Genomic DNA, 24175 nt, shown 5'->3' with positions numbered 1-24175 from the left:
CGTGGGGGGCGGGGGGGGGGGGGGGGGGGGGGGGGGGGGGGGGGGGGGGGGGGGGGGGGGGGGGGGGCCCCCCCCCCCCCCCCCGCCGGTCCTGGTCAGACGTGCGGGCGGCGTCCCCGTTCCTGGTGCGGGAACTTCTGGTCGGCGCCCGGGAGGGTGGGCTTGGGCAGGGTCGCCACTTCCTCCTGCGCCTTCTCCAGCTGCTCCGCCGTGTCGTGCGGCAGACGGGGCGGGCGGGGGCGGGCGTCACGGAAGCGGAACGCCGTGGTGAGGTCGCCGAAGGTCTCGCGGCGCCAGTCGGAGACGTTCGGTTCCTCGACGCCGGTGAAGCGCTCCAGGAACTGGAGTGCCGAGGTGTGGTCGAAGGCCTCCGAGGCGACCCAACCGCCCACGGTCCAGGGCGAGATGATGATCGCGGGGACGCGGAAGCCGCCGCCGATCGGCAGGCCCTGGATGAACTCGTCCTTCGTGCCCGCGGGCGGGGTCGGCGGGACGACGTGGTCGAACAGGCCGTCGTTCTCGTCGTAGTTGAGGATGAACGCGGTCTTGCGCCACACCTTCGGGTTGGACGCGATGGCCTCGATCTTCGAGGCCACGTAGTCGGCGCCCGCCGCCGGGAGGTAGTCAGGGTGCTCCGACTGGTAGCTCGTCGGGCAGATCCACGACACCGTGGGCAGCCGGTCGTTGCGCGCGTCGTCCTCGAACGTGCCGTGCGCCTGCGGCCGTACGCCCCGCTCGTAGAGGTCGGAGCCGGGCTGGGCGTTCTTGAAGGACGCGAACTGCTCCAGCATGTTGGTGCCGTAGTCGTCCTCCTCCTGGTAGACCTTCCAGCTCACGCCGGCGTTCTGGAGGCGTTCCGCGTAGGTCGTCCACCGGTACGGCGTGGGCGCGACGTTGCTGATGATCGGGCCGCCCAGGGTGCCGCCGGGGTCGATCGAACCGGTCATCCACATCAGGCGGTTGGGCCAGGTGGGCCCGAACACCGAGCAGAAGTAGTTGTCGCAGATGGTGAAGGTCTCGGCCAGCGCGAACTGGAACGGGATGTCCTCGCGCGTGTAATAGCCCATCACATAGGGGCCGTTGACGCCGTCGGCCGCGCGGTGGGCGGGCAGCCACTGGTCCATCTTGCCGTTGTTCCAGGCCTGGTGCTGCACCGACCAGGCGTGGCTGGTGGACGGGATGGCCTGCGCGCTGGAGGTGTGGGTGTCGAGGTGGAACGGGAGGAGGTAGCCCTTCGGGTTCACCGCGTCCGGCTGGTAGAAGACGCTGCGCCCGGTGTCGAGTTTGCGAGCGTGCGGATCGGCGAATCCGCGAACGCCGGACAGCGTGCCGAAGTAGTGGTCGAACGACCGGTTCTCCTGCATCAGCATGACGACGTGTTCGATGTCCCGCAGCGAGCCGTTCTTCGGCGGCTCGGCGGCGACGGCCTTCTGGACGCTAGGCGGGAGGAGGGAGAGAGCCGCGGCACCGCCCAGTGTGCCGGCGGCCGAACCCAGGAGTCTGCGGCGTGTCAACTCGGCCATGATTGCCCCTTCTTGAAGAGCTTCGAGGGATCTCGTGGACCAGACCTCGGACCACTCTCCGCCTGGGACGGCAAGGGGTGTCAGGGGCGTGCGGTGAATTTGCGGCCAACGTGCGGAAAGGGGTTGGCCAAGCCGTGACCGTCACCATCCGCGCGTTGCCGGGGTGTTGCCAAACCTTGGGGGACGGCTGGCGGGCTCATGATCCGGGCCGCCCGAGGGCATCGGCCGTCATGCCTGTTTCCCGTTCGCGAAGTTATCCGGGAAGCGGACCTCGGGGGCGCAGCCGGGCGGCGATGGCGGCGACGTCGTCCTCGGCCTCCTGGACGTGGAGGCGCAGCACGATGTCGTCGAGGAGGCGGGAGACGCCCTGGCCGGGGTGCAGGCGCAGCCGGGCCAGCCGGGACAGGGAGACGTCGATGTCCTCGCCGCGCCGTTCGACCAGTCCGTCGGTGAACATGACCAGGGTGTCGTCGGGGGTGAGGGTGAGCGTGGTCATCTCGTAGTCGGCGCTGCCCGTGCCCAGGGGCGGGCCCACGGGGACGGGGATGAGTTCACCGGCGCCGTCGCGGTGGAAGACGGCGGGCGGCAGATGGCCCGCGCCAGCGAAGGCGGCGGTGCCGCGGTCCGGGTCGAGGAGGGCGAGCAGACAGGTCGCGGGGCGGCGGTTGTGCTCCTCGGACATCGCGGTGTCCATCTGGCGCAGGATGCGGTGGGGCGGCAGGTCGGTGGAGGCGACGTAGCGCAGCATCGAGCGGTAGGCGTTCATGTCGACGGCCGCGTCCAGGCCGTGCCCCATGACGTCGCCGATGACGAGGAGGGTGCGGCCGTAGTGCAGTCGTACGGCCTCGAACCAGTCGCCGCCGACGAGGGTGCCGCTGCCCGCGGGCAGGTAGCGCGTGGCCATCTCGATGTTGGGGTGGGGGCGGCTGGGCTCGGTGAGCAGCACCTGCTGGAGGTTGAGGGCGGTGGTGCGCAGTCGGTGGTGTTCGACGGCGTGGTGCAGATGGGCGGCGGTGAGGCGGGCCGCGTAGTGCACGGCGGCGGCCTCCCCGTCGCCGAAGGCGCGTCCGGCGCGGATCGCGAGGAGCGCGCCGTAGGCCTTGCCCCAGGCGGTCAGGGGTACCGACAGGGCGGCCAGGACGCCGTGGTCGTTGGTGGTGAAGGAGGTGGTGATCGGATGTCCGGCGTCCAGGGCGCGGACCATGACGTCCTCGCGCGGCGCGCTGCGCAGGCTGTCCAGCAGTTCCTTGCGGCCGACGGCGGCCATCGGGTGCAGCATGCCGTGCGGTGCCGGGCGTGCCTCGTCCTGGGCGAACAGGTCGACGGCCGCGGCCTCGCACAGCTCGTCGACGAGGAACCTGGCGCACTCCGCCGCGGTCCTGCGCTCGTCGAGCGTGGACCCGATCGCGCGGACCGCCCGCTGCGCGAGCGCGAACCGATCCACCGAGCCCTCCTCGGCCCCGGTCACCCCGTCACCGTCCACCACGGCCCCTTTCTGCCACTCCCCCATCCCAACACCCGTGGGACCTGTCGAGCGGTATTGACCCGTGGCGCGGTGGCATCGCGCGCTCTGGCGCCCTGTCGCCCCCATGGCACCCCCAGCGCTACGAAAGTGTTTCGTAACCGAGGAATTTCCCGTGCTTGTCCTGGGCGTGAATTCCGTGTCAGTGTCCCGGCCAGCAGGCAGACGAGCCGCGATGGGAAATCCCCGAAAGCCTTTCGGGCCGATATCCGTTTCCGCCGCTGTTCTGCGCACCTACGGCATGCTGAAAGAAGAGAGGCACACCATGCGGAGAATCCCGGTCACCGGACATCTCGGAAGCCCGAGAATTCGACGCGCCGTCGCGGCCGGGGTCACCCTGGCCGCCGCCGCGAGCCTGGCCGCCTGTGGATCCTCGGGACCGTCCACCACCTCATCGTCGAAGGGACTGACGATGTGGGCGCTCAACGACCAGACGATCCTCAAGCAGTCGGTGGACGCCTACAACAAGGACCACCCCGACGCGAAGATCACCCTGCGGCTGTTCGCGAACGACGACTACAAGCAGAAGCTGCGCGTGGCCTTCGGCGCGAACCAGGCCCCGGACCTCTTCTTCAGCTGGGGCGGCGGCGCCCTGAACGACTACGTCAAGGCCGGCAAGGTCGACGTCCTGAACGCCTCGGACGTCAACTCGGACCGCTACACCGACAGCGTGATGCAGAGCGCGACCTTCGACGGCAAGGTCTACGGCGTCCCCGTCAACGGCCTGGCCCCGGTCGTCCTCTACTACAACAAGAAGGTGCTGTCCGACGCGGGCGTCCAGCCGCCGAAGACCTACGACGACCTCCTCGCGGCCGTGAAGAAGCTCAAGGGCAAGGGCGTCACCCCGCTCTCGCTCGCGGCCAACTCCAAGTGGCCGACGCTGATGTACCTGGAGTACCTGCTCGACCGGACCGGCGGCTCGCGCGTCTTCTCGAAGATCGCCTCCGGTGACGCCGCCGCCTGGAAGGACCCGTCGGTCACCAAGGCCAACCAGAAGCTCCAGGACCTGGCGAAGGCCGGGGCGTTCGGCGACAACGCGTCCTCCGTCAGCTACGACCAGGGCGCCTCGACCGCGCTGCTGTACACGGGCAAGGCGGCGATGGAGGTGATGGGCACCTGGGAGTACGCCAACATCGCCAAGGCGGCGCCCGACTTCCTGAAGAAGGGCGAGCTGGGCTACACGGCGTTCCCGGCGCTGACGGGCGGGGCCGGCAGCGCGGACAACATCGTCGGCAACCCGTCGAACTTCCTGTCGTTGAACAAGTCGTCCAAGCACAAGTCCGACGCGCTGACCTACCTGAAGGACTACATCCTGAACGGCTCCCAGGTCGACGCCTACCTCGCCGCGGGCAGCGTCCCGCCGGTCAAGGGCCTCGACTCCAAGCTCGCGGCGGTGCGTTCCTCGTCCGACAAGGCGTGGCTGACCTTCGTCTACGACCTGGTGGACAAGGCGCCGAGCTTCCAGCTCTCGTGGGACCAGGCGCTGCCGTCCGAGCAGGCCGACCCGCTGCTGACCAACACCGACAAGTCGTTCCTGCGGCAGATCTCGCCGGCCGACTTCGGGGTGAACATGAGCAAGGCGGGGTCGTGAGCGTCACCACCACCCCGACGCGCCGGAGCGGACGCGGTGGCGGTGGCCTCCTCATGGCGGCCCCCGCCCTGCTCCTCTTCGGACTGTTCGGTCTCGTGCCCCTGATCGGCGTGGTGGCGCTCAGCGTCGCCCGCTGGGACGGCCTCGGGTCCATCAGCTGGGCGGGTCTGACCAACTGGACGTCCGTCCTCACCGACGGCGCCACCTGGCAGTCGCTGTGGCTCACCGTCAAGGTGATGGTGGTCAGCTGGCTGGTGCAGACGCCGATCGCCCTGGCGATCGGTCTGTTCCAGGCGCCCAAGGGCCGGCTGCGCGCGCTGTTCGCGGTGCTGTTCTTCCTGCCGCTGCTGCTGTCCGCGGTGGCGATCGGTCTGACCTGGCAGGCGCTGCTCGACCCGTCGTTCGGCATCGGCGCCACGCCCGGCCTGCACTGGCTGGCCAGGCCGCTGCTCGGCTCGCCCCAACTCGCCCTGTACACGGTGATCTTCGTGATCGCCTGGCAGTTCGTGCCGTTCCACGCCCTGCTCTACCAGGCGGGCATCCGGCAGATCCCGACCGCCCTGTACGAGGCCGCCGCGCTCGACGGCGCCGGGACCGTCACCCGGTTCCTGCACATCACGCTGCCGCAGCTGAAGTACACGCTGGTCACGTCGAGCACGCTGATGCTGGTCGGCTCGCTCACCTACTTCGACCTGATCTTCGTCCTGTCCGGCGGCACCGGCGGTCCCGGCACCGCGACCCGCGTCCTTCCCCTGTCCATGTACATCACCGGTTTCCAGGCCCACGACATGGGCCGGGCCAGCGCGGTGGCCACCCTGCTCGTGGTCCTCGGCCTCGGTCTGTCGCTGCTGACCACCCGCCTGTCCGGCTTCACCCGGATGGACAGCCAGCAGGAGGGCATGTGAGCACCGCCGTGACCAAGACCCGCACCCCCGCCGCCGAACGACGGTCCGTGCCCGGCCACCGGGCGACGACTCCCGGACCCGTCCGGAAGCACACGGTGGCAGGGGTCCTGCGCCGTACCCTCACCGGCGGCGCGGCGCTCTTCTGGACGGCGATCGTCGTCGTCCCCGTCTACTGGCTGGTCGTCACCAGCCTGCGCAGCACGTCCGACTTCACCTCGGACAGCCCGCTCGCCCTGCCCAGCCACCCGACGCTGGACAGCTACCGCACCGTCCTGGACGGCGACTTCACCACCTATCTCCTCAACAGCGTGGTCGTCACGGCGGGCACGGTCGTCATCGCCGTGGCCGTCGCCCTGATGGCCGCGTTCTCGATCGTCCGCAACGCGGGCACCCGCTTCTCCCGGGTGTCGTTCCGCCTGTTCCTGCTGGGCCTGGCGATCCCGCTGCAAGCGGTGATCATCCCGGTCTACCTGCTGATCATCCGCATGCACCTCTACGACAGCCTGCTCGCGATCGTCCTGCCCTCGGCCGCGTTCGCGCTGCCGATCACCGTGATGATCCTGGTGAGTTTCCTGCGGGACGTGCCCCGTTCGCTGTTCGAGGCGATGATCGTCGACGGCGCCGGCGACTGGCGCATGCTCTGGTCGCTCGCCGCACCCCTGGCCCGCCCGGCCCTGATGACCGTCGCGGTCTACGACGGCCTCCAGGTCTGGAACGGCTTCCTGTTCCCCCTCATCCTCACCCAGAGCGGCGACAAGGCCGTCCTGCCGCTGGCGCTGACCCTGTTCAAGGGCCAGTTCGGCATCGACGTCCCGGCCACCATGGCCGCCGTGGTGCTCTCCACGCTGCCGATGCTGGCCCTGTTCATCCTGGCCCGCCGCCAGCTCGTCGCCGGTCTCACCGCCGGTTTCTCCAAGTAGCCCCCACCACCGGGCAGTTCACCCCGCTCCGACGGCCGGGCCGTGTGCCCGGCCCCGTCGGCGTGCCCGCGCGACACCTAGGAGTCGTGAATGACGACCACCATGCCCGACCACGGCGGCCTCCCCCAGGACGAGAGCGACCGCCCCTGGACGGACCCCGCCCTGCCCACCACCGAACGCGTCGACGCCCTGCTCGCCCGGCTCACCCTGCCGGAGAAGGTCGCGCAGTTGAGCAGCACCTGGGAGGACATCGAGGCCGACGGCCCCGAAGTGGCCCCGGGCAGCAACCACTTCGGCCGCGTCGGCGACCTCGACCACACCGCCCGGCACGGCCTGGGCCAGCTGACCCGGCCCTACGGCACGCTGCCCCGGCCCGCGCTGGAGCACGCCCGGCTGCTCGCCGGACATCAGCGGCAGGTGGTGGCGCAGAGCAGATTCGCCATCCCGGCCATGACCCACGACGAGTGCCTCACCGGCTTCACCGCGTACGGCGCCACGATCTATCCCACCTCGCTCGGCATGGCGGCCACCTTCGACCCGGCGCTGATCCGCCGGGTGGGCGAGGCCATCGGCTCCGACATGGCCGAGGCGGGCGTGCACCAGGGCCTGTCCCCCGTCGTCGACGTCATCCGCGACTACCGGTGGGGCCGCTGCGAGGAGACCTACGGCGAAGACCCCTACCTGGTCGGCGAGTTGGCCGAGGCGTACGTCACCGGACTCCAGAGCGCCGGGGTGTACGCCACCCTCAAGCACTTCGCCGGGTACTCGGCCTCGATGGGCGGCCGCAACCACGCTCCCGTGGGGATCGGCCGCCGCGAGCTCTTCGACGTCGTCCTGCCGCCCTTCGAACGGCTCGTCGCCGCGGGCGTGCGGTCGGTGATGAACTCGTACGCCGACATCGACGGCGAGGCACCGGCCGCGAGCCGCTGGCTGCTCACCGAAGTCCTGCGCGAGGCCTGGGGTTTCGAGGGAACCGTCGTCTCCGACTACTGGTCCCTGCCCTTCCTGGTCAACGACCACCGGGTGGCGGCCGATCTCCCGGAGGCCGGCGCGCTGGCCCTGACCGCGGGACTGGACGTCGAACTCCCCGACCAGCGCGGTTTCGGCGACGCGCTTGTGCACGCCGTCGAACAGGGCCTGGTGGGCGAGGAGTTGGTCGACCGCGCGGTACGCCGGGTGCTGCGCCAGAAGGCCGACCTCGGACTGCTCGGCGCCGACTGGGACCCGCGTCCGCCCGCCCTGATCGCGGGCGAACTGGACCTCGACAAGCCGGCCGGCCGACAACTCGCCCACGCCGTGGCCCAGTCGAGCGCCGTGCTGCTGTCCAACGACGGCACCCTGCCGCTTCCCTCCACCGGCCGTATCGCGCTGATCGGGCCGTGCGCCGACGACGTGCGCACGATGTTCGGCTGCTACAGCTTCCCCAACCATGTCCTCGCCGAGCGCGACGACCTCGGCAACGGTGTCGAGGCGGTCTCCCTGCGCCACGCCCTGGCGGCCGAACTCTCTGCCGTGGACTGGCGGTTCGAACCGGGCTGCCCGATCCGGGAGGCGGACCGCTCCGGTCTGGCAGCCGCGGTCGAGGCGGCGGCCGGGGCCGATCTGACCGTGCTCGTCGTCGGCGACAAGGCGGGCATGTTCGGAATCGGCACCTCCGGCGAGGGCTGTGACGTGGAGGACCTGCGGCTGCCCGGCGTGCAGGAGGAGCTGGTCGAGGCGGTGCTCGCGACCGGGCGGCCGGTCGTGCTGGTCGTCAGCAGTGGCCGCCCCTACGCGGTGGGCCGGTTCGCGGCCGGTGCCGCCGCCATGGTGCAGGTCTTCCTGCCGGGCGAGGAGGGCGGCCGTGCGGTGGCCCAACTCCTGGCGGGCAAGGCCAACTTCAGCGGCAAGCTGCCCGTGCAGATCCCGACCACGCCCGGCGGCCAGCCCTACACCTACCTCCACGCGCCGCTCGGCGACCGGCAGAGCTGGCTCTCCAACCTCGACCCGACACCGGCGTTCCCCTTCGGACACGGTCTGTCGTACACGAGCTTCGAGATCGACGGGTTCGACGTGGACAGTGAACTGGTGCCGGTGGACGGCGAGTTCACGGTCAGCGCGCGGGTGCGGAACACGGGGGCGGTCGTGGGGGCCGAGACGGTCCAGCTGTACGCGATCGACCCGGTCGCCCAGGTGACCCGTCCGGTACGGTCCCTGCTCGGCTTCGCCAAGCTGACGCTGGAGCCGGGCGAGCGGGCGACGGTCCGTTTCCATGTCCACACCGACCGGCTCGCCTTCACCGGTCTGGCGGGGCGCCGTGTCGTCGAGCCCGGCCGGATCCTGCTGGAGGCGGGCTCCTCAAGCCTCGACACACCGGCGCGCGGGGCGATCCAACTCGTCGGCGGGGAAAGGGACGCGACGGTTCTCCGGCACCACGCGGTGCCGGTGGCCGTCGAGCGGGAGTAGCGGGCGGGGACACACCAGGAACCGCGTCCCGTGTGTCTCGTGGAAACGGAATCGTCCGGAGGGGAAGCACCGAATCGGTGCTTCCCCTCCGGACGTTCGCTGTTCCCGCTGTTCGCGCTGTCCGCGCGACGGTCTCCCGTCAGGGCTAGGCGCGGCTCCACTGCTGGGTCGCGTTGCCGAGACCGGTCCACAGCTGGACCTTCGAGCCGTTGGCCGTCCCCCAGTTGGTCACGTCGATGACCAGGCCGTTGGAGCGGTTGACGATGGTGCCGTCCACGCGGAACGTCCACTTCTGGCTGGACTTCCCGTTGCAGGCCCAGAGGATGAGCGTGGTGCCCGCGGTGGTGCCGTCGCCGTTCGCGGCGAGGCAGTTGCCGTTGACGCGGAGTTCGCCGGCGGCGGTCTGCGTGATGGTCTGGTTGGCGTTGCCCGAGCAGTCGTAGATCTGGACCTGGACGCCCGTCGCGCCGTTCGGCACGTCGAGGCAGCGGCTGGAGTTGGCGCCCTTCAGGGTGAAGGTGGCGGCCGTGGGCAGCGGGTCCTGGACCAACTGCCAGTCCTGGGAGCCGTCGGTGGTCGCCGCGGCGACGGTGACGGCGCCGCCCGCTGTCGAACCGGTCATGTAGAGGCCGGTGTTAAGGACCGAGCGGAGCTTGTAGTAGCCGCTGGTCGACGACGCGACCTGGGTCCACTGTTTGTCGGTGACCCCGTCGTCGACCCACTGGGCCAGCTTCTGCCCCGCGGTCGCGGTCCCGGTCCAGATGGCGACCGAGCGGCCTCCGGACTTGTTGAGCAGCGTGACGTTGTCGCCCTTGGCGGTGAGGTGCCAACGCTGTGTGGCGTCCGTGGAGTTGGCGGCGCTCAGGACGAGGTCCGGGGTGTCGCCGGTGAGGCTGGCGTCCTGGGTCTTGCCGGACGAGGTGCTGAGGACCTGGCCGGTGAGCCGGTTGACGAGGCTGTAGTAGGCGCCGTCGGAGCGGCCGAGGTCGACCTCGGCGTACTTCACGGGTCCGACGCTGTTGCCGCTCCAGGACGCCTGGAGGATGAGCACGCGTCCGGTGCCGTCGACGTACTGGAGCGCACGGCTGTAGCCGGCCGCTATCGGCGTCTTGTACTCCTTCCAGGTGCCGGTGGAGAGCCCGGACTCGTTGACCCAGACGTCGCCGCTGCCCGCCGCGTTGTAGACGATCCGGCCGTCCGCCAGGGGGAGGAGAACCGGGCTGCCGCCGGTGGCGAGGGTGGCGCCGCCCGAGGGCACGGGCAGTGCGGTGATCGGGTTGTCCGTGGCGGAGAAGAACTTCGTCGGGTCGTCGGAGATCCGGTAGCGGACGTTCGCACCGCCGCCCCAGTACTCGTACGTCAGCAGCCACTTGCCGTCGGTCGTCGGGGCGATGGTCGTCATGCCGGGCCGGCCGCCGCCGATCTCCGTCTTGCCGCTGCCCATGCTCACCGTGGAACCGGGGACGTCGACGACCGGGGAACTCCAGGCCGTGGAGCCGGAGCCGTCCCAGGTGCGGTGGACGAGGACCTGGCCGCCGGAGTCCGTGGCCGTGTCGTTGGCCGTGTCGAGGGTGGGCGCGCCGGTGCTGGTGCTGTAGCCGGTGTAGTCGTTCTCGTCGGAGTAGTAGGCGATCAACTGACCGTTGTGGGCGAGGAGATGGGGTTCCCAGACGGGGTCGACCTGCGCGTAGGTGTTGGCGGTGGAGACCCGGCCGAGGCTGCCCGCGCTGCCGCCCTGCCAGCTGCCGGCGGCGATGATGTTCTGGACGGTCCAGGTCGCGCCGTCGTCCGTGCTGGAGTACAGGGCGAGCGCCACGTCCTTGCGGTCGCCGTCACTGGTGGGCGTCCAACTGGAGTTGGCGGCCTTCTGCTCCTGGTAGTAGTAGTCGTCCCCCGAGACGACGCTCGCGAGCAGCAGGGTGCCGGCGCTCAGGCTGCCGACGTTCTGCGGGAGGACGTAGAGATACGGGTTGGTCCAATTGCTCGTGTATTTCGCGTACTTGGAATCGCTGGAGAGATAGGCGGGGGCTTTGACGTCGGCGAGTTTCGCCCATGTCGTGCCGCTGTCGTCGCTCTTGTACACGGGCAGTGTCTGGCCGACCGGGGCGGTCTGGTCGTTCTCGAAGGTGGCCACGAGCCGGCCGTCCGGCAACTGCGCCGACTTCGGGTAGAGCACGCACGGACTCTTGTTGCAGGAGGCGGTGTCGGTCGCCGTATACAGATTGGCGGGACTCGGCTGATAGGCCGACGCGGTGGTCGCGGAGGCGATGGCGAATGCCACGCCCGTGCCGAGGGCCGTCGCCCACGCGAAAGCCTTTCGCACCCAGGTTCTTTTCAACGGCTTTCCTTTCACCGGGAAGGGGTCCGGGCAGAAAGCCAGTATTCGCAGCGGACATGGCGATGTCACTGTCGCGTTTCGAAAGTGTTTCGCGGAATGAGGAGTTACGTGGTATTGACGCGTCGTGGCGCCGATGTGGAAGTCCGCAGGACGAGTTCCGTGGCGAGCTCTATGCGCGGGGAGACGGGCTGCCTGCCCTGGGCGAGTTCCAGGAGCACCCGGGTCGCCTCGCGGCCCAGCTCCTCGAAGGGCTGGCGTACGGCGCTCAGGGGCGGGCAGGCCATCGCGGCGACGAGCGTGTCGTCGAAGGACATCACCGCCAGGTCGTCCGGTACGGCCAGGCCCTGCTGCCGGGCCGCCTCCAGGACACCGAGCGCCTGTGCGTCGCTGGCCGCGAAGACGGCCGTGGGCGGGTCCTCGGCGCGCAGGATCTGGGCGCCGGTGGCGAGCGCCTCGGCGTAGTCGAAGTCGGTCGAGCGGACGATCGCCGGGTCGTAGGCGATCCCCGCCTCCTCCAGCGCGGCCCGGTAGCCGTGCACGCGTGCCGCCCCGGCCAGGGAGTGCGAGCGGCCCGCGATCATGCCGATCCGGGTGTGCCCGAGGCCGAGCAGGTGCTGCACGGCCTCGCGCGCGCCGCTCCAGTTCGTCACGCCGATGCTGGGGATGTCCTCGGAGGGGGCGCTGAGCGGGTCGATGAGGACCACCGGGAGGCGTTGTTCGACGATCCGGCGCTGGTCGTCCTCGGACAGCATCGAGATCACGATGACGATCCCGGCGGCGCCGAGCGCGACGCACTCCTCCAGCCACCCGGAGATCGACCGGCGGCTCGTGGTGCCGGTGATCACGTCGATGCCGAGTTCGCCGGCCGCGTCCACGATGCCGCGGACCACCTCCAGCGTGTACGGCCCGGACAGGTCGCGGAAGACCGCGACGATCTGCCGGGGTGTGGCCGGGTCCCGTTCCCAGGGGCGGACGAAGCCGTGCCGCGCGAGGAGTTCCTCCACCCGCTCGCGGGTGCGGGCGCCGACGTCCCGGCGCCGGTGCACCACCTTGGACACCGTGCTGAGCGAGACGCCCGCCTCGGTGGCGATGCTCGTGAGGAGGCCGTACTGCGCCTCCAGTTGCCCCTTGCCGCGACCTGTCACCCGATGCCCGTTCCGCTCGCCGAACACCGATGCGCCGGACCGCATCGCGTGGCTGGCCTGTAACTTTGCCGCAAGGTAACGGGGCGCGGGCCGTGGAGGCAATACCGGTGCACGGCGTCCGGCGCGGTCACGGGGCGCCGGTCACGAAGCCGTCCCTGACCTTGTCGAAGACGGGGCGGTAGGTGTCCCACCGGGCGTCCGGGGCGGAGAGGTAGATGTCGTACTCGCGGTTGCCCTCCGTGCCGAAGCCGAGGTCGATGGCGCGGAACGCCCGGACCCGGCCCTGGAAGGTGAACTCCCAGATGGCGGCGGGCTGTCGGCGGAAGGTGGTCTGCTGCATGCGGAGTCTGCGATAGGTGGGGTAGTTGACCTTGGTGTTGGCCTCGATGTCCGCGAAGTGGGTGCTCGGGTCGGGGCCCGCCGGGTCCACGACGCCGATGGTGAGTCCGGCGAGGCCCGTGGCGTCGGTGTAGGTGACGCTCTCCGAGGTCCGCTTGCCGGCCTTCCAGTCGTCCGGCACCGGGAAGGAGACGCCGAGCCGGCTGTCCCGGACGAGGTGGTAGCCGTCCGGGACGGGGGACACGGAGGCCGTGGCGGTGGGCCGGCCCGTCGTGTGCCCGGGGGGCGATGTGGTGGTGCCGTGCAGGACGAACGCGGTGGCCGCGGCGGCGAGGGCCAGTGTCCCGGCGACGAGCGCCCTGCGGCCCCGGCGGCGTCCGCGTCCCGTGTTCCCGGCGGGCTCCGCGGTCGTGGACTCCGGTGCGGGCGGCGGGAGTTGGGCCGTCGCGTCGCCCCACCACGCGGTTTGCAGGGCGCGCTCGGTCTGTTCCGCCGAGGGCCGCTCGTCGGGCTCCTTGACGAGGAGCGCCTCGACGATCGGCTCCAGCGGTCCGGCCCGCTTCATGGGTTCGAGGGGGTCGACGGCGATGGCGTAGGCGGTCTCCATCGCGGTGGCCCGGCGGAACGGCGGGCGGCCCTCGACGGCCTGGTAGAGGGTGGCGCCCAGGGCCCACAGGTCGGAGGCGGTGCCGGGGGTGAGGCCGCGGATGCGCTCCGGGGCCATGTAGTGGATGGAGCCGACCATCTCGCCGGTCTTCGTCAGGGTCGACGCGCCGTCCGTCATGGCGATGCCGAAGTCGGTGAGGACGGTGCGGTCGCCGGTGCCGAGCAGGACGTTGCCGGGCTTGACGTCCCGGTGCAGGACACCGGCGGCGTGGGCGGCGCGCAGGGCGGCGACGGTGTCCAGGCCGATGCGGGCCGCCTCCTCGTGCGGGAGGGTCTCGCCGTCCTTGAGGAGGTCGGCGAGCGTGGGGCCGGGGACGTACTCCATGACGATGCAGGGCCGGCCGTCGTCGTCGACGACGTCGTGGACGACGATCACGTTCGGGTGCTGGATCCGGGCGGCGCTGCGGGCCTCGCGGCGGGCGCGCTCGTAGAGGGTGGCGAGTTCGTCGGAGGCGAGCTCCGGCCGCGCGTGGAGCCGTTTGATCGCGACCCGGCGGCCGAGCACCTCGTCGTCGGCCAGCCAGACGGTGCCCATGCCGCCGCGGCCGATCTGCTCGGCCAGCCGGTAGCGCCCGGCGATGCGACGCCCTTCGTCCGACACGGTGTCCTCCGCCGGTTCTGTCCCTGTTCGATTCGCCTGGTCACCATAACCGGCTCTTGTCCCGGATCGTGTGGGGCGGATCACTGCGGCCTCCCGGCCGGAGGGCGGCGGGCGCCTCCGGCGTGGGCCGGGGAGCGGCCGTACGATCCACACGAGGGCGGCGGTTCCGTGACGTACCGCGCCCTCCCCGCCCGTCGCCCGCCTCCCGTGGGGGCCGGGGCGGGCGGCCCGGACCGTGGAGAGGGAGGTTGTACCCCGTGACCGCACCACCGACGACCGGATCGTTCCAGCCGGAGAGTCTGATGGGGCGGACCCGGCTGGGCGACTCCGAGTACCGGTCCGTCGTCCGTCTGCTCGCCTGGCTGGGGCGGGTCAGGGCAGCCGATGTGGCCCATCCGCGGGTCAGGCGCTGGGGTGTGCCGGCGGCCTACGCTCTGGGCGGTGTCCCCGCCCTGGTGCGCGCCGCCGAGGTCTCCGCCGGTGCCTTCCTGGCGATGCTGGCGACCACGGCGGGGCTGGTCCTGCCGTTGCTGTGGCGGCAGCGGCGGCCGGTGCCGGTGTTCGTCGTCGTGGTCGCCGTCTCCCAGGTGTCGCTGATCCTGGGGGTGGACTCCGGGGCGGGCGCCACGCAACTGGTGGCGCTGCTCAACGTGGGGCGCTTCGGCGCGCCCGGCCAGCTCGCCGTCGCCGTCGCGTACATGACCGTACAGGCGCTCGTGTCCATCGTGTTCTTCGACGGCGGCGGGACGGCGCACGAGGTGACCAGCACCCCGGTGCTGGCGTTCCTCGCCGCGGTCGCCGTGCTGTCGATGGCCGCGCTGGGGCTGGCCGGGAAACTGGTCAACGCCTATATCGAGGCGCTTCAGGAGCACGCCGTACGGCTTGAGGTGGAGCGGGACCAGCGGGCCCGGCTGGCCGCGGCCGGTGAACGCGCCCGGGTGGCACGGGAGATGCACGACATCCTCGGTCACACGCTCGCCGTGATCGTGGGTCTGGCGGGCGGTGCGGCGGGGCTCGCGGAGAGCAGACCGAAGCGGGGCGCGGACACCTTGCGGATCATCGCGGAGAGCGGGCGCGGCGCCCTGGCCGAACTGCGCAGACTGCTCGCCGTCATCCACGAGGACGAGCCGGCCGACCCTCCGTTGGCGCCGCAGCCCGGACTGTCCGATCTGGGCGCGCTGATGGAGCGGGTCCGGGCCGCGGGCCCCGCCGCCACGCTGCGGCTCAAGGGCGAACTCACCGGTCTTCCGCAGGGACTTCAGCTCGCCGTCCACCGCATCGTGCAGGAAGCCCTCACCAACACGCTCAAGCACGCGGCACCGGACACCACCGTCGAGGTGACGGTCGCGGCCGACCCGGAGGCCGTGCGCGTCACCGTCGAGGACACCGGCCCGCACGGCGCACCCGGCACCGACGAGCAGGGCAAGGGCCTGCTCGGCATGCGCGAACGGGCCGCCCTCTACAGCGGGCAGGTCACCGCGGGCCCCAACTCCCGTGGCGGCTGGACCGTCCACGCGCTGCTCCGACCCGCCTCGACCGCCCCCGACCCGACGGAGAAGCACCCGGCATGACCACCGTCCTCATCGTCGACGACCAGGCCCTGCAACGCCTCGGCTTCAGCATGCTCATCGAGCAGTACCCCGACCTGAGCACCGTCGGCGAGGCCACCAACGGCGTCGAGGCGGTCCGGCTCACGGCCGAACTCCGGCCCGACGTGGTCCTGATGGACGTCCGCATGCCGGGCATGGACGGCATCGAGGCCACCCGCCGCATCGTCGGGTCCGGGGGCCGCTCCCGCGTCCTGGTCCTGACCACCTTCGACCTCGACGAGTACGCGTACGCGGCGCTGCGCGCCGGGGCCAGCGGATTCCTGCTCAAGGACGCGCTGCCCGAGGAACTGGTCGCGGGCATCCGGGCGGTGGCCGCCGGGGACGCGGTCATCTCCCCCGGGCTGACCCGCAAGCTCATCGACGCCTTCGGCGACCGGATGCCCGGCCGCACCCCCGAGCAGGACCGCCGCCTCGACACCCTCACCGACCGCGAGCGCGAGATCCTCACGGCCATGGCCTCGGGCTGGAGCAACACCGAGATCGCCGAACGCCTCTGCCTCGCCGAGTCCACCGTCAAGTCCCACGTCGGCCGCGTCCTCGCCAAGATCGGCGCCCGGGACCGGGTCCAGGCGGTGATCTTCGCCTACGACGCCGGGCTGGTCCGGCCGGCCTGAGGTCCCGCCCCTCAGTCCGTCGGCGCGGCCACGAACTCGGCGAGGAGCGCGGTGAGTTCGGCCGGTTTCTCCACGGGCAGTTCATGACCGGCGTCGACGATCCGGACGACCGCGTCCGGGTAGGCGTTCGCCATCCGCAGCAGCTGCGAGAGCGGCAGCTGGATGTCGCGGTAGCCGTGCACCATGAGCGTGGGCACGGTGATCTCGTGGACGCGGTCCAGTACGTCGAAGGCGCGCATGGCGCCGTAGCAGGTCATGACGACCTCGCGGGGCGTGGCGGCGGAGGCGTCGATGTACGCGCGGATCCGTTCCTTGGGGTGGCCGGGCGCGAAGGCGCGCTGAATGTTGGCGGCGACGAACAGCTTGAACGGCAGCAGCGTGGACAGGGCCAGCACGGCGCCGCGCGCCCGGCTGTAGGTCATGCGGCTGATCGAGTCGACCAGCACCAGCCGCCGGACCCGCTCGGGGTGGGCGAGGGCCAGGGTCTGGGCGATCATGCCGCCCATGGAGTGCCCGACCGGCACGAAGCGGTCGATCCCCAGGTGGTCGAGGAGCGCGACGACGTCGGCGGCCGGTTCGTCGACGGTCCGCGCCCCGGCCCCGGTGCTCTCGCCGTGCCCCCGCAAGTCCAGCCGGACGACCCGGCGTTCGGCCGCGAAGTGCGCGAACTGGTGGTCCCAGCGGTGGCGGTCGGCCGTCCAGCCGTGGATGAACACCAGCGGTACGGCGGCTCCGTCGCGGGGGCCCTCGTCGTCGTACACGAGGACCGCGCCGTCGACTTCGAGTTTCGGCATGCGTGTCTCTCCTGGAGTGCGGCGGCCGTCCGCCGGTCGGCGGCACGGTCGTTGACCGGGACGGTCCGCATCCTGCCCTGGACACAAGGGAGTTGTGTCGCCCGCCGTCGTCCGCAACGCGATCGAGATCGAGATCGACGGGAGCGGAGGTGGCGACGGGGCGCGCTCAGGCCGCCTCGGTCGCGAGCTGTCCGGGGGCCGTCACGACGGCGGTGGCGTCGGTCAGGTGGAGGACGAGGTCGGCGAGGTCGGCCAGGCGGCGGTCGTGGGTGATGAGGAAGGTCGTGCGGCCCGCGGTGAGTTGGCGCAGGGGGGCCATGATGCGGGCGGTCGCCGCGTCGTCGAGGCCCGTCGTGGGTTCGTCGAGGATCAGTACGGGCGCGGTGCGCAGTATGGCGCGGGCCAGGGCGATCCTGCGGCGCTGGCCGCCGGAGAGGTTGTTGCCGTGCTTGCCGACCGGGGTGTCGTAGCCCTCGGGCAGCGCGCCGACGAATCCGTGCGCGTCGGCCGCGACGGCGGCGGCCAGCACCTCGCTGTCGGTGGCGTCGGGGCGGCCGTAGACGATGTTCGCGCGGATCGTGTCGTCGAACAGCATGCTGTCCTGTGGGAGCAGGGTGATGTGGCGGCGGACCTCGTCGACCGGGAGTTCGGCGATGTCCCGGCCGTCGAGGAGGATGCGGCCCCGGGTGGGTTCGTGGAAGCGCAGCAGGAGTTTGCCGAGGGTGGACTTGCCGGCGCCGCTGGCTCCGGTGACGGCGACCAACAGGCCCGGGGGGATGTGGAGTCGCAGGTCGTGCAGGACGGGGCCCGGCGCGCCCGGGTAGGAGAAGCCGACGTCCTGGAAGGTGACGGCGCCGTGTACGGGTTCGGGCAGTGGCGGCACGTCGGGGCGGGGCGTCGTCTCGGCTGCGGGGGGCGTGCGCAGGATCTCCATCAGGCGCTCGCAGGCCGCCGTGGCGGTGGAGGCGCCGACGAGGAGTTCGCCGAGTTCCTGGAGGCGCGGGTGGAGGTAGCTGAGGAAGGCGGCGAAGGAGAGCAGGCCGCCCACGGTGAGGTGGTGCTCGGAGATCTGCCACGCCCCGGCGCCGATCACGGCCAGCACGCTGAGGGTCTCCAGGAGTTCACCGAGCGGGCCGTACACGGAGGACAGCCGGATCTGGCGCAGTCCGGCCCGCATCCAGACACGGCCCTCGCGGTGCACCTTGCCGTGTTCGGCGCGCTGGCGGCCGTAGGCCTGCACCAGGGGCATGTTGGCGAGGCTCTCCTCCAGGAGGGAGGCGAGCCGGCCGTTGCTGTCGCGTTCGGCGCGGCTGGCGGTGCGCATGAGGGTGCCGAAGACGCGGGCGCCGAGCCAGATCAGCGGGGCGGCGCCGAGGGTGATGAGCGCCAGCTGCCAGCTGGTCCGGAACGCGGCGGCGGCGAAGACGAGGGCACCGGCGGCCGAGGTGATCAGTTCGACGGGGGCGGCGGCGACCAGGGTCTCCACGATCTCGATGTCGCCGGTGAGGCGGGTGACGAGGTCGCCGGTGCCGTAGCGGTCGAGGGTGTCCGGCGGGATGCGCTGGAGGTGTTCGAAGACGTGGTCGCGCAGGCCCAGGAGGAAGTGCTCGCTGGTCCAGCCGGAGAGATAACTGCCCGCGGCGGAGGCCGCCGCGCCGGCCACGGCGAGGCCGAGCCAGAGCGCGGCCGGGCCCCAGAAGGCGTCGAGGTCGCCGGGGGCGAGGACGTCGTCGGTGAGGCGGCCCGCGAGGGAGATCGCCACGGCGTCGGCGGCCGAGGCGGCGACGAGGAGCAGGGCCGCGGCGAGGACGGCGACGCGGTTGCCGCGGACCAGGGGCCAGAAGGCGCGGAACGCGGCGAGCGGGGCGACGCGGGCGTGTCGTATACGGGACGTGCGGTGTTCTTCGGCCGCCGTCCGGTTCCAGTCCGTGCCGGGGTCCGGGTCAGGCGGACGGGTGGACCCCGGCACAGCCGTCACTTGCCGTGCTTCTTGTGCTTGCGGTGGTGCTTCTTCCCGTGGTGCTTGTGGTGCGCTTCTTTGGCGCACTCCTTCTTCTTGGCCTTCTTGGCCAGGGTGATCTTCGCGAAGGACACGTCGTTCCCCATTCTCTGAGTTCTCTGAGTTGGCAACCGGTAGTACGGGGGCGGGAGTTGGCGGACTCAGGAGGGGAGGTGAGGGTTGGATGATGTTCCCTTACCGAATCCCTAACCGGTGCGTCCGCGCCCTGTGCGGCCCGCGGTGACGTTACGGATGCGTTCCGGACTCTTGACGACAGCCTTATGACTGCGTAGACATGACAGCGCAGACATGACTGCGCAGCCAGACCGAGAAACCGGCCATCGGAGGCACCATGACGCGAGGGGCAGGGCGGAGCGGTAACACCGCGGCGCCGCGCAGCGTGGACGTCGCACGGCTGGCCGGGGTCTCGCAGAAGACGGTCTCGCGGGTCTTCAACGACGAGCAGTACGTCTCCGCGGAGGTCCGGCGGCGCGTCCTCGAAGCCGCCGAGGAACTCGGCTACCGGCGCAACAGCGCCGCCCGGGCCCTGGCCTCCGGACGCACCAGGTCCATCGGTGTGGTCACGCTCGGCACCGCCCTGTACGGTCCGGCCTCGCTCCTCATGGGGGTCGAGCGGGTCGTCCGGGACACCGGCTACGCGCTGCGCGTGGTCAACACGGTGGAAGGCGACCCGGCGGGTATGGCCGGTGCCGTGGACTCGCTCCTCGACCAGGGCGTGGACGGCATCGTCGTCTCCGAACCGATCGAGGAGGAGGGCGAGGGCGTGTCCGCGCGGGTCGGCGTGCCGGTGCTCGTCCTCGGGGCGCCCTCGCCGGTCTCCGCGCCGCTCGTGCTCACCGCGGGCGACGGCGCCGACCTGATGGCCCGCACCGCCACCGAACACCTCCTGGAACTGGGCCATATGACGGTCCATCACCTGGCGGGCCCGCAGCGGTGGTACGCCGCGCGGGACCGTCTCGACGGCTGGCGGGCCACCCTGACCGCACACGGCAGAGCCGTACCACCGCCCGTCGAGGGCGACTGGTCGGCCGCGTCCGGGTACCGGGCCGGCCGCCGACTGGCCGAGGACGGCGGTGTCACCGCGGTGTTCGCCGCCAACGACGACATGGCGATCGGACTGGTCCGGGCGCTGACGGAGGCCGGACTGCGCGTCCCCGGGGACGTCAGCGTCGTCGGCTTCGACGACATCCCGGTCGCCGCCTATGTGACCCCTCCGCTGACCACCGTGCGCCAGCCCTTCGACGCCGTGGCGCAGGAAGGACTCAAACGGCTGGTGCACGCCATCGAGAACCCGGACGCGGCTCCCCTGCCGTCGAGCCCGCCGCCGGTCGACCTCGTCGTCCGTACCTCGACCGCGCCGCCGCCCAGCCGGAGGACCCCGGCCCGCGGCGGTCGCGGCACCGCCCGCTCCCTCGGGGACGCGCACCGGACTCCGCCGCCGAACGGAGGTCCGGCCACCCACCAGTGACGAAGCCGGTCAGCCCGGACAGCACGAGCGCACGGCCGGTGCGTGACCCCAGGACGGACCACAGGTCCCGGTCACCCCCGGCCCTCCGAACGGCCTTGCCGGACAAGGGCGTTCCCGAGACCGGCAGACGGCGAGCCGCCCTCCCCCACCGTCCCCGTCGCCGTTCCCCCTTCTTCTCCTCCTCGGCCACGACCGCCCCTCCGCATCCGGAGAAGTCGTCGGCCCGGTCCACGAGGACGCGTGCCCGACCCCGTCGGCGTCCGTGCCTCGGCCGGCGCGTCCGCGCCCTCCCCAGCACGCCTCCGCACGCCCTTGCCAGGCGTGCCGTCACCTTCGCCACCGGCGGGAGTCCACCATGCCCAGAAACACCCCTTCGTCCATGCCCGGCCCCTTCCCGATGAGCCGTCGGGGCTTCCTCGCCACCACCGGCGCCCTGTCACTGGGCGCCGCCCTCACCGCCTGCGGCGGCAGCGGCTCCGGCGGCTCGACCGCCGCCACCAAGCCGGTCGGCCAGGCCGACATCGACAAGGCGATGAAGACGCCGACCGAGCTGACGTTCTGGACCTGGGTCCCGAACATCGACAAGGAGGTCGCGCTCTTCGAGAAGAAGTACCCGGCCGTCAAGGTCAAGGTCGTCAACGCCGGTCAGGGCACCCCGCAGTACACCAAGCTGCGCACCGCGCTCAAGGCGAACAGCGGCGCCCCTGACATGGTCCAGATCGAGTACCAGGCCATCCCCACCTTCACCATCACCGACAGCCTCCTGGACCTGCGCCCCTACGGCGCCTCGGCCCTCAAGTCGACGTTCGTGGACTGGACATGGAGCCAGGTCAGCGGCAGCGGCGGGCAGATCTGGGCGATCCCGCAGGACACCGGCCCGATGGGCATGCTGTACCGCAAGGACATCTTCGACCAGCACGGCATCGAAGTCCCCACCACCTGGGACGAGTTCGCCGCGGCGGCCCGCAAGCTGCACAAGGCCGACCCGAACGTCTACCTCACCAACCTCGCCGCCAACCAAGTGGCCGCCTGGCACGGCCTGTTGTGGCAGGCGGGCGCCAAGCCCTACGCGCTGTCCGGCAAGAGCGACATCACCATCGGTGTGGACGACGCCGTCTCCCAGAAGCTCGGCGCGTACTGGGGCGCGCTCGCCAAGGACGGAGTCATCGGCGTGGAGCCGGACTTCACCGACTCCTGGTACGCGGCCCTCAACAAGGGCAAGTACGCGACCTGGCTCACCGCCGCCTGGGGCCCGGTCTTCCTCTCCGGCTCCGCCAAGGCCACCGCCGGCAAGTGGCGCGCCGCCCCGCTCCCGCAGTGGGACGCGGCCAAGCCCAGCTCCGGCAACTGGGGCGGCTCCACCACCGCCGTCATCCGCTCCACCAAGAACCCCATCCAGGCGGCGGTGTTCGCCCAGTTCCTCAACACCGACCCGGCCAGCGCCAAGATGTTCGCCACCGAGCAGTTCTTCTTCCCCGCGACCAAGGCCCTGCTCACGGAGGCCGACTTCGTGTCGGACGCGCCGGCCTTCTACGGCGGGCAGAAGGTCAACCAGGTCTTCGCCGACATCAGCTCGACGGTCAACTCCTCCTTCCAGTGGCCCCCGTTCCTCGACCAGGCGGCCACCGACTGGACCGAGACCGTCGGCAAGTCCCTCGCCGACAAGACGAACACCGTCCGCGCGCTGGGCAGTTGGCAGTCGCGGCTCACCACGTACGCCAAGACCCAGGGCTTCACGGTCCACTCGGCCTGACGGCGCGCCGGGTCCCGCGCGGCGGCGCGGGACCCGGACCCCGGCACACCCCACCCCTCAGAAAGGCCCGATGATGACTGCCACAACCGCGGCCTCCGCAAAGGGCCGGCGCGGCGGCGCGCCCCGCCGCCGGTCGGCAGGGCCACTGTTCGTCGCACCCTTCATGACGCTGTTCCTGCTGCTCTTCCTCGCCCCGCTCGGCTACGCCGCCTATCTGAGCCTCTTCCAGGAACGGCTCATCGGCGGAACGGCGTTCGTCGGACTCGACAACTACGTCCGCGCCCTGGGCGACCCCCAGCTCATCCACGGTGTCGTACGCGTCGCCCTGTTCTTCGTGATCCAGGTCCCATTGATGCTGCTGCTGGCGCTGCTGTTCGCGCTCGCCCTCGACAGCGGGCTGCTGCGCTTCGCCCGGGTGATCCGGCTCGGCATCTTCGTCCCGTACGCCGTGCCGAGCGTGGTCGCCGCGCTCATGTGGGGCTATCTGTACGGGCCGGACTTCGGCCCGTTCGCCCAGCTGAGCCACCATCTCCACCTGCCGGCCCCGGACTTCCTCAGCGACGGCTGGATGCTCGGCAGCCTGTCGAACATCGTCACCTGGGAGTTCGTCGGCTACAACATGATCATCCTGTACGCCGCGCTGCGCACCGTCCCCGAGGAGCTGTACGAGGCCGCCGCCGTGGACGGGGCGGGCGCCTGGCGCATCGCGTGGTCCATCAAACTGCCCGCCCTCAGGCCCGCGTTGCTGCTCACCCTGCTGTTCTCGGTGATCGGCAGCTTCCAGCTGTTCAACGAACCGAAGCTGCTGATGAGCATCGCCCCGGACGTGATCAGCAGCTCCTACACCGCCAACCTCTACGCCTACACGCTCGCGTTCACCGGACAGCAGGTCAACTACGCGGCCACGGTGTCCTTCCTCCTCGGCCTCGTCATCGTGATCGTCTCCTACGCCGTCCTGCTCACCGCCAACCGCAGGAGGACATCGTGACGACCACCCTTCCCACGGCCGACCTCGCCGCGCCCGCGCGGCGGACCGCGGCCACCGCGGGCCGGCGGCGCCGCAAGCGCCACAGCACCCCGCTGACGATCGCCATGCTGGCCGTCCTGGCGTACTTCCTGCTGCCGCTGCTGTGGCTGCTGGTCGCCTCGACCAAGAGCACCCAGGACCTGTTCAACACCTTCGGCCTGTGGTTCTCGCACGCCCCGCAACTGGCGGCGAACATCCGGGCCACCTTCGCCCAGGACGACGGCGTCTTCGTGCGCTGGCTGCTGAACACCGTCATGTACGCGGGCGTCAGTTCGGTCGGGGCGGCGCTGCTCGCGGCGGCCGGCGGCTACGGGTTCGCCAAGTTCCGCTTCCGCGGCGACCGGGCGGCGTTCAACCTCGTCGTGGGCGCCGTGATGGTCCCGGCCACCGCGCTGGCGATCCCGACCTATCTCCTGTTCGCCAAGGCGGGCCTGGTCAACACCCCTTGGGCAGTCATCCTGCCGTCCCTGGTCAACCCCTTCGGCCTCTACCTGATGCGCGTGTACGCCGAGGACGCCGTCCCCGACAGCATCCTGGAGGCCGCCCGCATCGACGGCGCCGGCGAGACACGGATCTTCTTCCGGATCGTCCTACGGCTGCTCGGCCCCGGGCTGGTGACCGTCCTGCTCTTCACGCTGGTCGCGACCTGGAACAACTACTTCCTGCCGCTGATCATGCTCAACAACCCGAACCTGTACCCCGTCACCGTCGGCCTCTCCTCCTGGGCCGCGCAGGCCCAGAACGGCGGGGCGGGCTCCAGCAGCGACATGCTCGCCCTGGTGGTGACCGGCTCGCTGCTCTCGATCGTCCCGCTCGTCGTGGCGTTCCTGATGCTCCAGCGGTACTGGCAGAGCGGCCTGGCCTCCGGCGGCGTCAAGCAGTAGCCCGCGCCCG

General features: G+C 71.2%; 18 protein-coding genes. 10 read left to right on the top strand and 8 right to left on the bottom strand.

The window, feature by feature from the left end:
• Positions 1–95: 95 nt before the first annotated feature.
• Positions 96–1523: an alkaline phosphatase family protein gene (locus ACIQPR_RS24445; RefSeq protein ID WP_403651759.1), complete on the bottom strand. Its 1428-nt coding sequence runs from the start codon at positions 1521–1523 to the stop codon at positions 96–98.
• A 253-nt stretch (positions 1524–1776) separates the two neighbouring features.
• Complete coding sequence (locus ACIQPR_RS24440; RefSeq protein WP_403651756.1) at positions 1777–3009, bottom strand: PP2C family protein-serine/threonine phosphatase; 1233 nt, start codon at positions 3007–3009, stop codon at positions 1777–1779.
• A gap of 301 nt (positions 3010–3310) precedes the next feature.
• On the opposite strand from ACIQPR_RS24440, the gene ACIQPR_RS24435 reads away from it, so the two are divergent.
• The 4 genes from ACIQPR_RS24435 to ACIQPR_RS24420 all read left to right on the top strand — a co-directional run bounded on the left by ACIQPR_RS24435 (position 3311) and on the right by ACIQPR_RS24420 (position 8906).
• Positions 3311–4636 (top strand): extracellular solute-binding protein, encoded by a 1326-nt coding sequence (locus tag ACIQPR_RS24435; RefSeq protein WP_403651753.1) that lies wholly within the window; start codon positions 3311–3313, stop codon positions 4634–4636.
• 53 nt (positions 4637–4689) lie between these two features.
• Positions 4690–5541, top strand: a complete 852-nt coding sequence (locus ACIQPR_RS24430) for a carbohydrate ABC transporter permease (RefSeq protein ID WP_403652664.1) — start codon at positions 4690–4692, stop codon at positions 5539–5541.
• Positions 5538–6461: a carbohydrate ABC transporter permease gene (locus ACIQPR_RS24425; protein ID WP_403651751.1), complete on the top strand. Its 924-nt coding sequence runs from the start codon at positions 5538–5540 to the stop codon at positions 6459–6461. The genes ACIQPR_RS24430 and ACIQPR_RS24425 overlap by 4 nt, the downstream gene beginning before the upstream one ends.
• Before the next feature lie 90 nt (positions 6462–6551).
• Entirely contained in the window at positions 6552–8906 is a 2355-nt protein-coding gene (locus tag ACIQPR_RS24420; protein ID WP_403651748.1) for a glycoside hydrolase family 3 N-terminal domain-containing protein, read from the top strand.
• A gap of 145 nt (positions 8907–9051) precedes the next feature.
• On the opposite strand, the gene ACIQPR_RS24415 is transcribed toward ACIQPR_RS24420, so the two are convergent.
• The 3 genes from ACIQPR_RS24415 to ACIQPR_RS24405 form a co-directional block, all read right to left on the bottom strand.
• On the bottom strand, positions 9052–11229 hold the full coding sequence (locus tag ACIQPR_RS24415) for an RICIN domain-containing protein (protein WP_403651746.1): 2178 nt from the start codon (positions 11227–11229) through the stop codon (positions 9052–9054).
• A gap of 119 nt (positions 11230–11348) precedes the next feature.
• Positions 11349–12389: a substrate-binding domain-containing protein gene (locus ACIQPR_RS24410; protein ID WP_403651743.1), complete on the bottom strand. Its 1041-nt coding sequence runs from the start codon at positions 12387–12389 to the stop codon at positions 11349–11351.
• Positions 12390–12516: 127 nt separating this feature from the next.
• Positions 12517–13995 carry a serine/threonine-protein kinase gene (locus tag ACIQPR_RS24405; protein WP_403651740.1) on the bottom strand — a complete coding sequence of 493 codons (1479 nt, stop codon included), beginning with the start codon at positions 13993–13995 and terminating at the stop codon, positions 12517–12519.
• Positions 13996–14252: 257 nt separating this feature from the next.
• Between ACIQPR_RS24405 and ACIQPR_RS24400 the strand changes: the two genes are divergently transcribed.
• Positions 14253–15566 carry a sensor histidine kinase gene (locus ACIQPR_RS24400; RefSeq protein ID WP_403651738.1) on the top strand — a complete coding sequence of 438 codons (1314 nt, stop codon included), beginning with the start codon at positions 14253–14255 and terminating at the stop codon, positions 15564–15566.
• Positions 15563–16219 (top strand): response regulator, encoded by a 657-nt coding sequence (locus ACIQPR_RS24395; RefSeq protein ID WP_403651736.1) that lies wholly within the window; start codon positions 15563–15565, stop codon positions 16217–16219. Before ACIQPR_RS24400 ends, ACIQPR_RS24395 begins: the two co-directional genes overlap by 4 nt.
• 11 nt (positions 16220–16230) lie before the next feature.
• Here ACIQPR_RS24395 and ACIQPR_RS24390 read toward each other — a convergent pair whose 3' ends face one another.
• From ACIQPR_RS24390 to ACIQPR_RS24380, 3 genes are all read right to left on the bottom strand, one after another.
• Positions 16231–17013, bottom strand: a complete 783-nt coding sequence (locus ACIQPR_RS24390) for an alpha/beta fold hydrolase (RefSeq protein ID WP_403651733.1) — start codon at positions 17011–17013, stop codon at positions 16231–16233.
• Between the two features lie 166 nt (positions 17014–17179).
• Positions 17180–18991 (bottom strand): ABC transporter ATP-binding protein, encoded by a 1812-nt coding sequence (locus ACIQPR_RS24385; protein ID WP_403651730.1) that lies wholly within the window; start codon positions 18989–18991, stop codon positions 17180–17182.
• Positions 18988–19119 carry a hypothetical protein gene (locus ACIQPR_RS24380; protein ID WP_403651727.1) on the bottom strand — a complete coding sequence of 44 codons (132 nt, stop codon included), beginning with the start codon at positions 19117–19119 and terminating at the stop codon, positions 18988–18990. Before ACIQPR_RS24380 ends, ACIQPR_RS24385 begins: the two co-directional genes overlap by 4 nt.
• Before the next feature lie 245 nt (positions 19120–19364).
• Here ACIQPR_RS24380 and ACIQPR_RS24375 point away from each other — a divergent pair, with 245 nt between their 5' ends.
• The 4 genes from ACIQPR_RS24375 to ACIQPR_RS24360 all read left to right on the top strand — a co-directional run bounded on the left by ACIQPR_RS24375 (position 19365) and on the right by ACIQPR_RS24360 (position 24165).
• On the top strand, positions 19365–20501 hold the full coding sequence (locus ACIQPR_RS24375; protein WP_403651725.1) for a LacI family DNA-binding transcriptional regulator: 1137 nt from the start codon (positions 19365–19367) through the stop codon (positions 20499–20501).
• A 355-nt stretch (positions 20502–20856) separates the two neighbouring features.
• Positions 20857–22254 carry an ABC transporter substrate-binding protein gene (locus ACIQPR_RS24370; RefSeq protein WP_403651723.1) on the top strand — a complete coding sequence of 466 codons (1398 nt, stop codon included), beginning with the start codon at positions 20857–20859 and terminating at the stop codon, positions 22252–22254.
• Between the two features lie 70 nt (positions 22255–22324).
• On the top strand, positions 22325–23242 hold the full coding sequence (locus ACIQPR_RS24365; protein WP_403651721.1) for a carbohydrate ABC transporter permease: 918 nt from the start codon (positions 22325–22327) through the stop codon (positions 23240–23242).
• Positions 23239–24165 carry a carbohydrate ABC transporter permease gene (locus ACIQPR_RS24360; protein WP_403651719.1) on the top strand — a complete coding sequence of 309 codons (927 nt, stop codon included), beginning with the start codon at positions 23239–23241 and terminating at the stop codon, positions 24163–24165. The genes ACIQPR_RS24365 and ACIQPR_RS24360 overlap by 4 nt, the downstream gene beginning before the upstream one ends.
• The last annotated feature ends 10 nt before the right edge of the window (positions 24166–24175 follow it).

It is taken from the genome of Streptomyces sp. NPDC091280, assembly GCF_044768565.1.
Taxonomy (GTDB): Bacteria; Actinomycetota; Actinomycetes; order Streptomycetales; family Streptomycetaceae; genus Streptomyces.
Note: the sequence above shows the minus strand (reverse complement) of the source record. Positions and strands in the feature narration are given on the sequence as shown.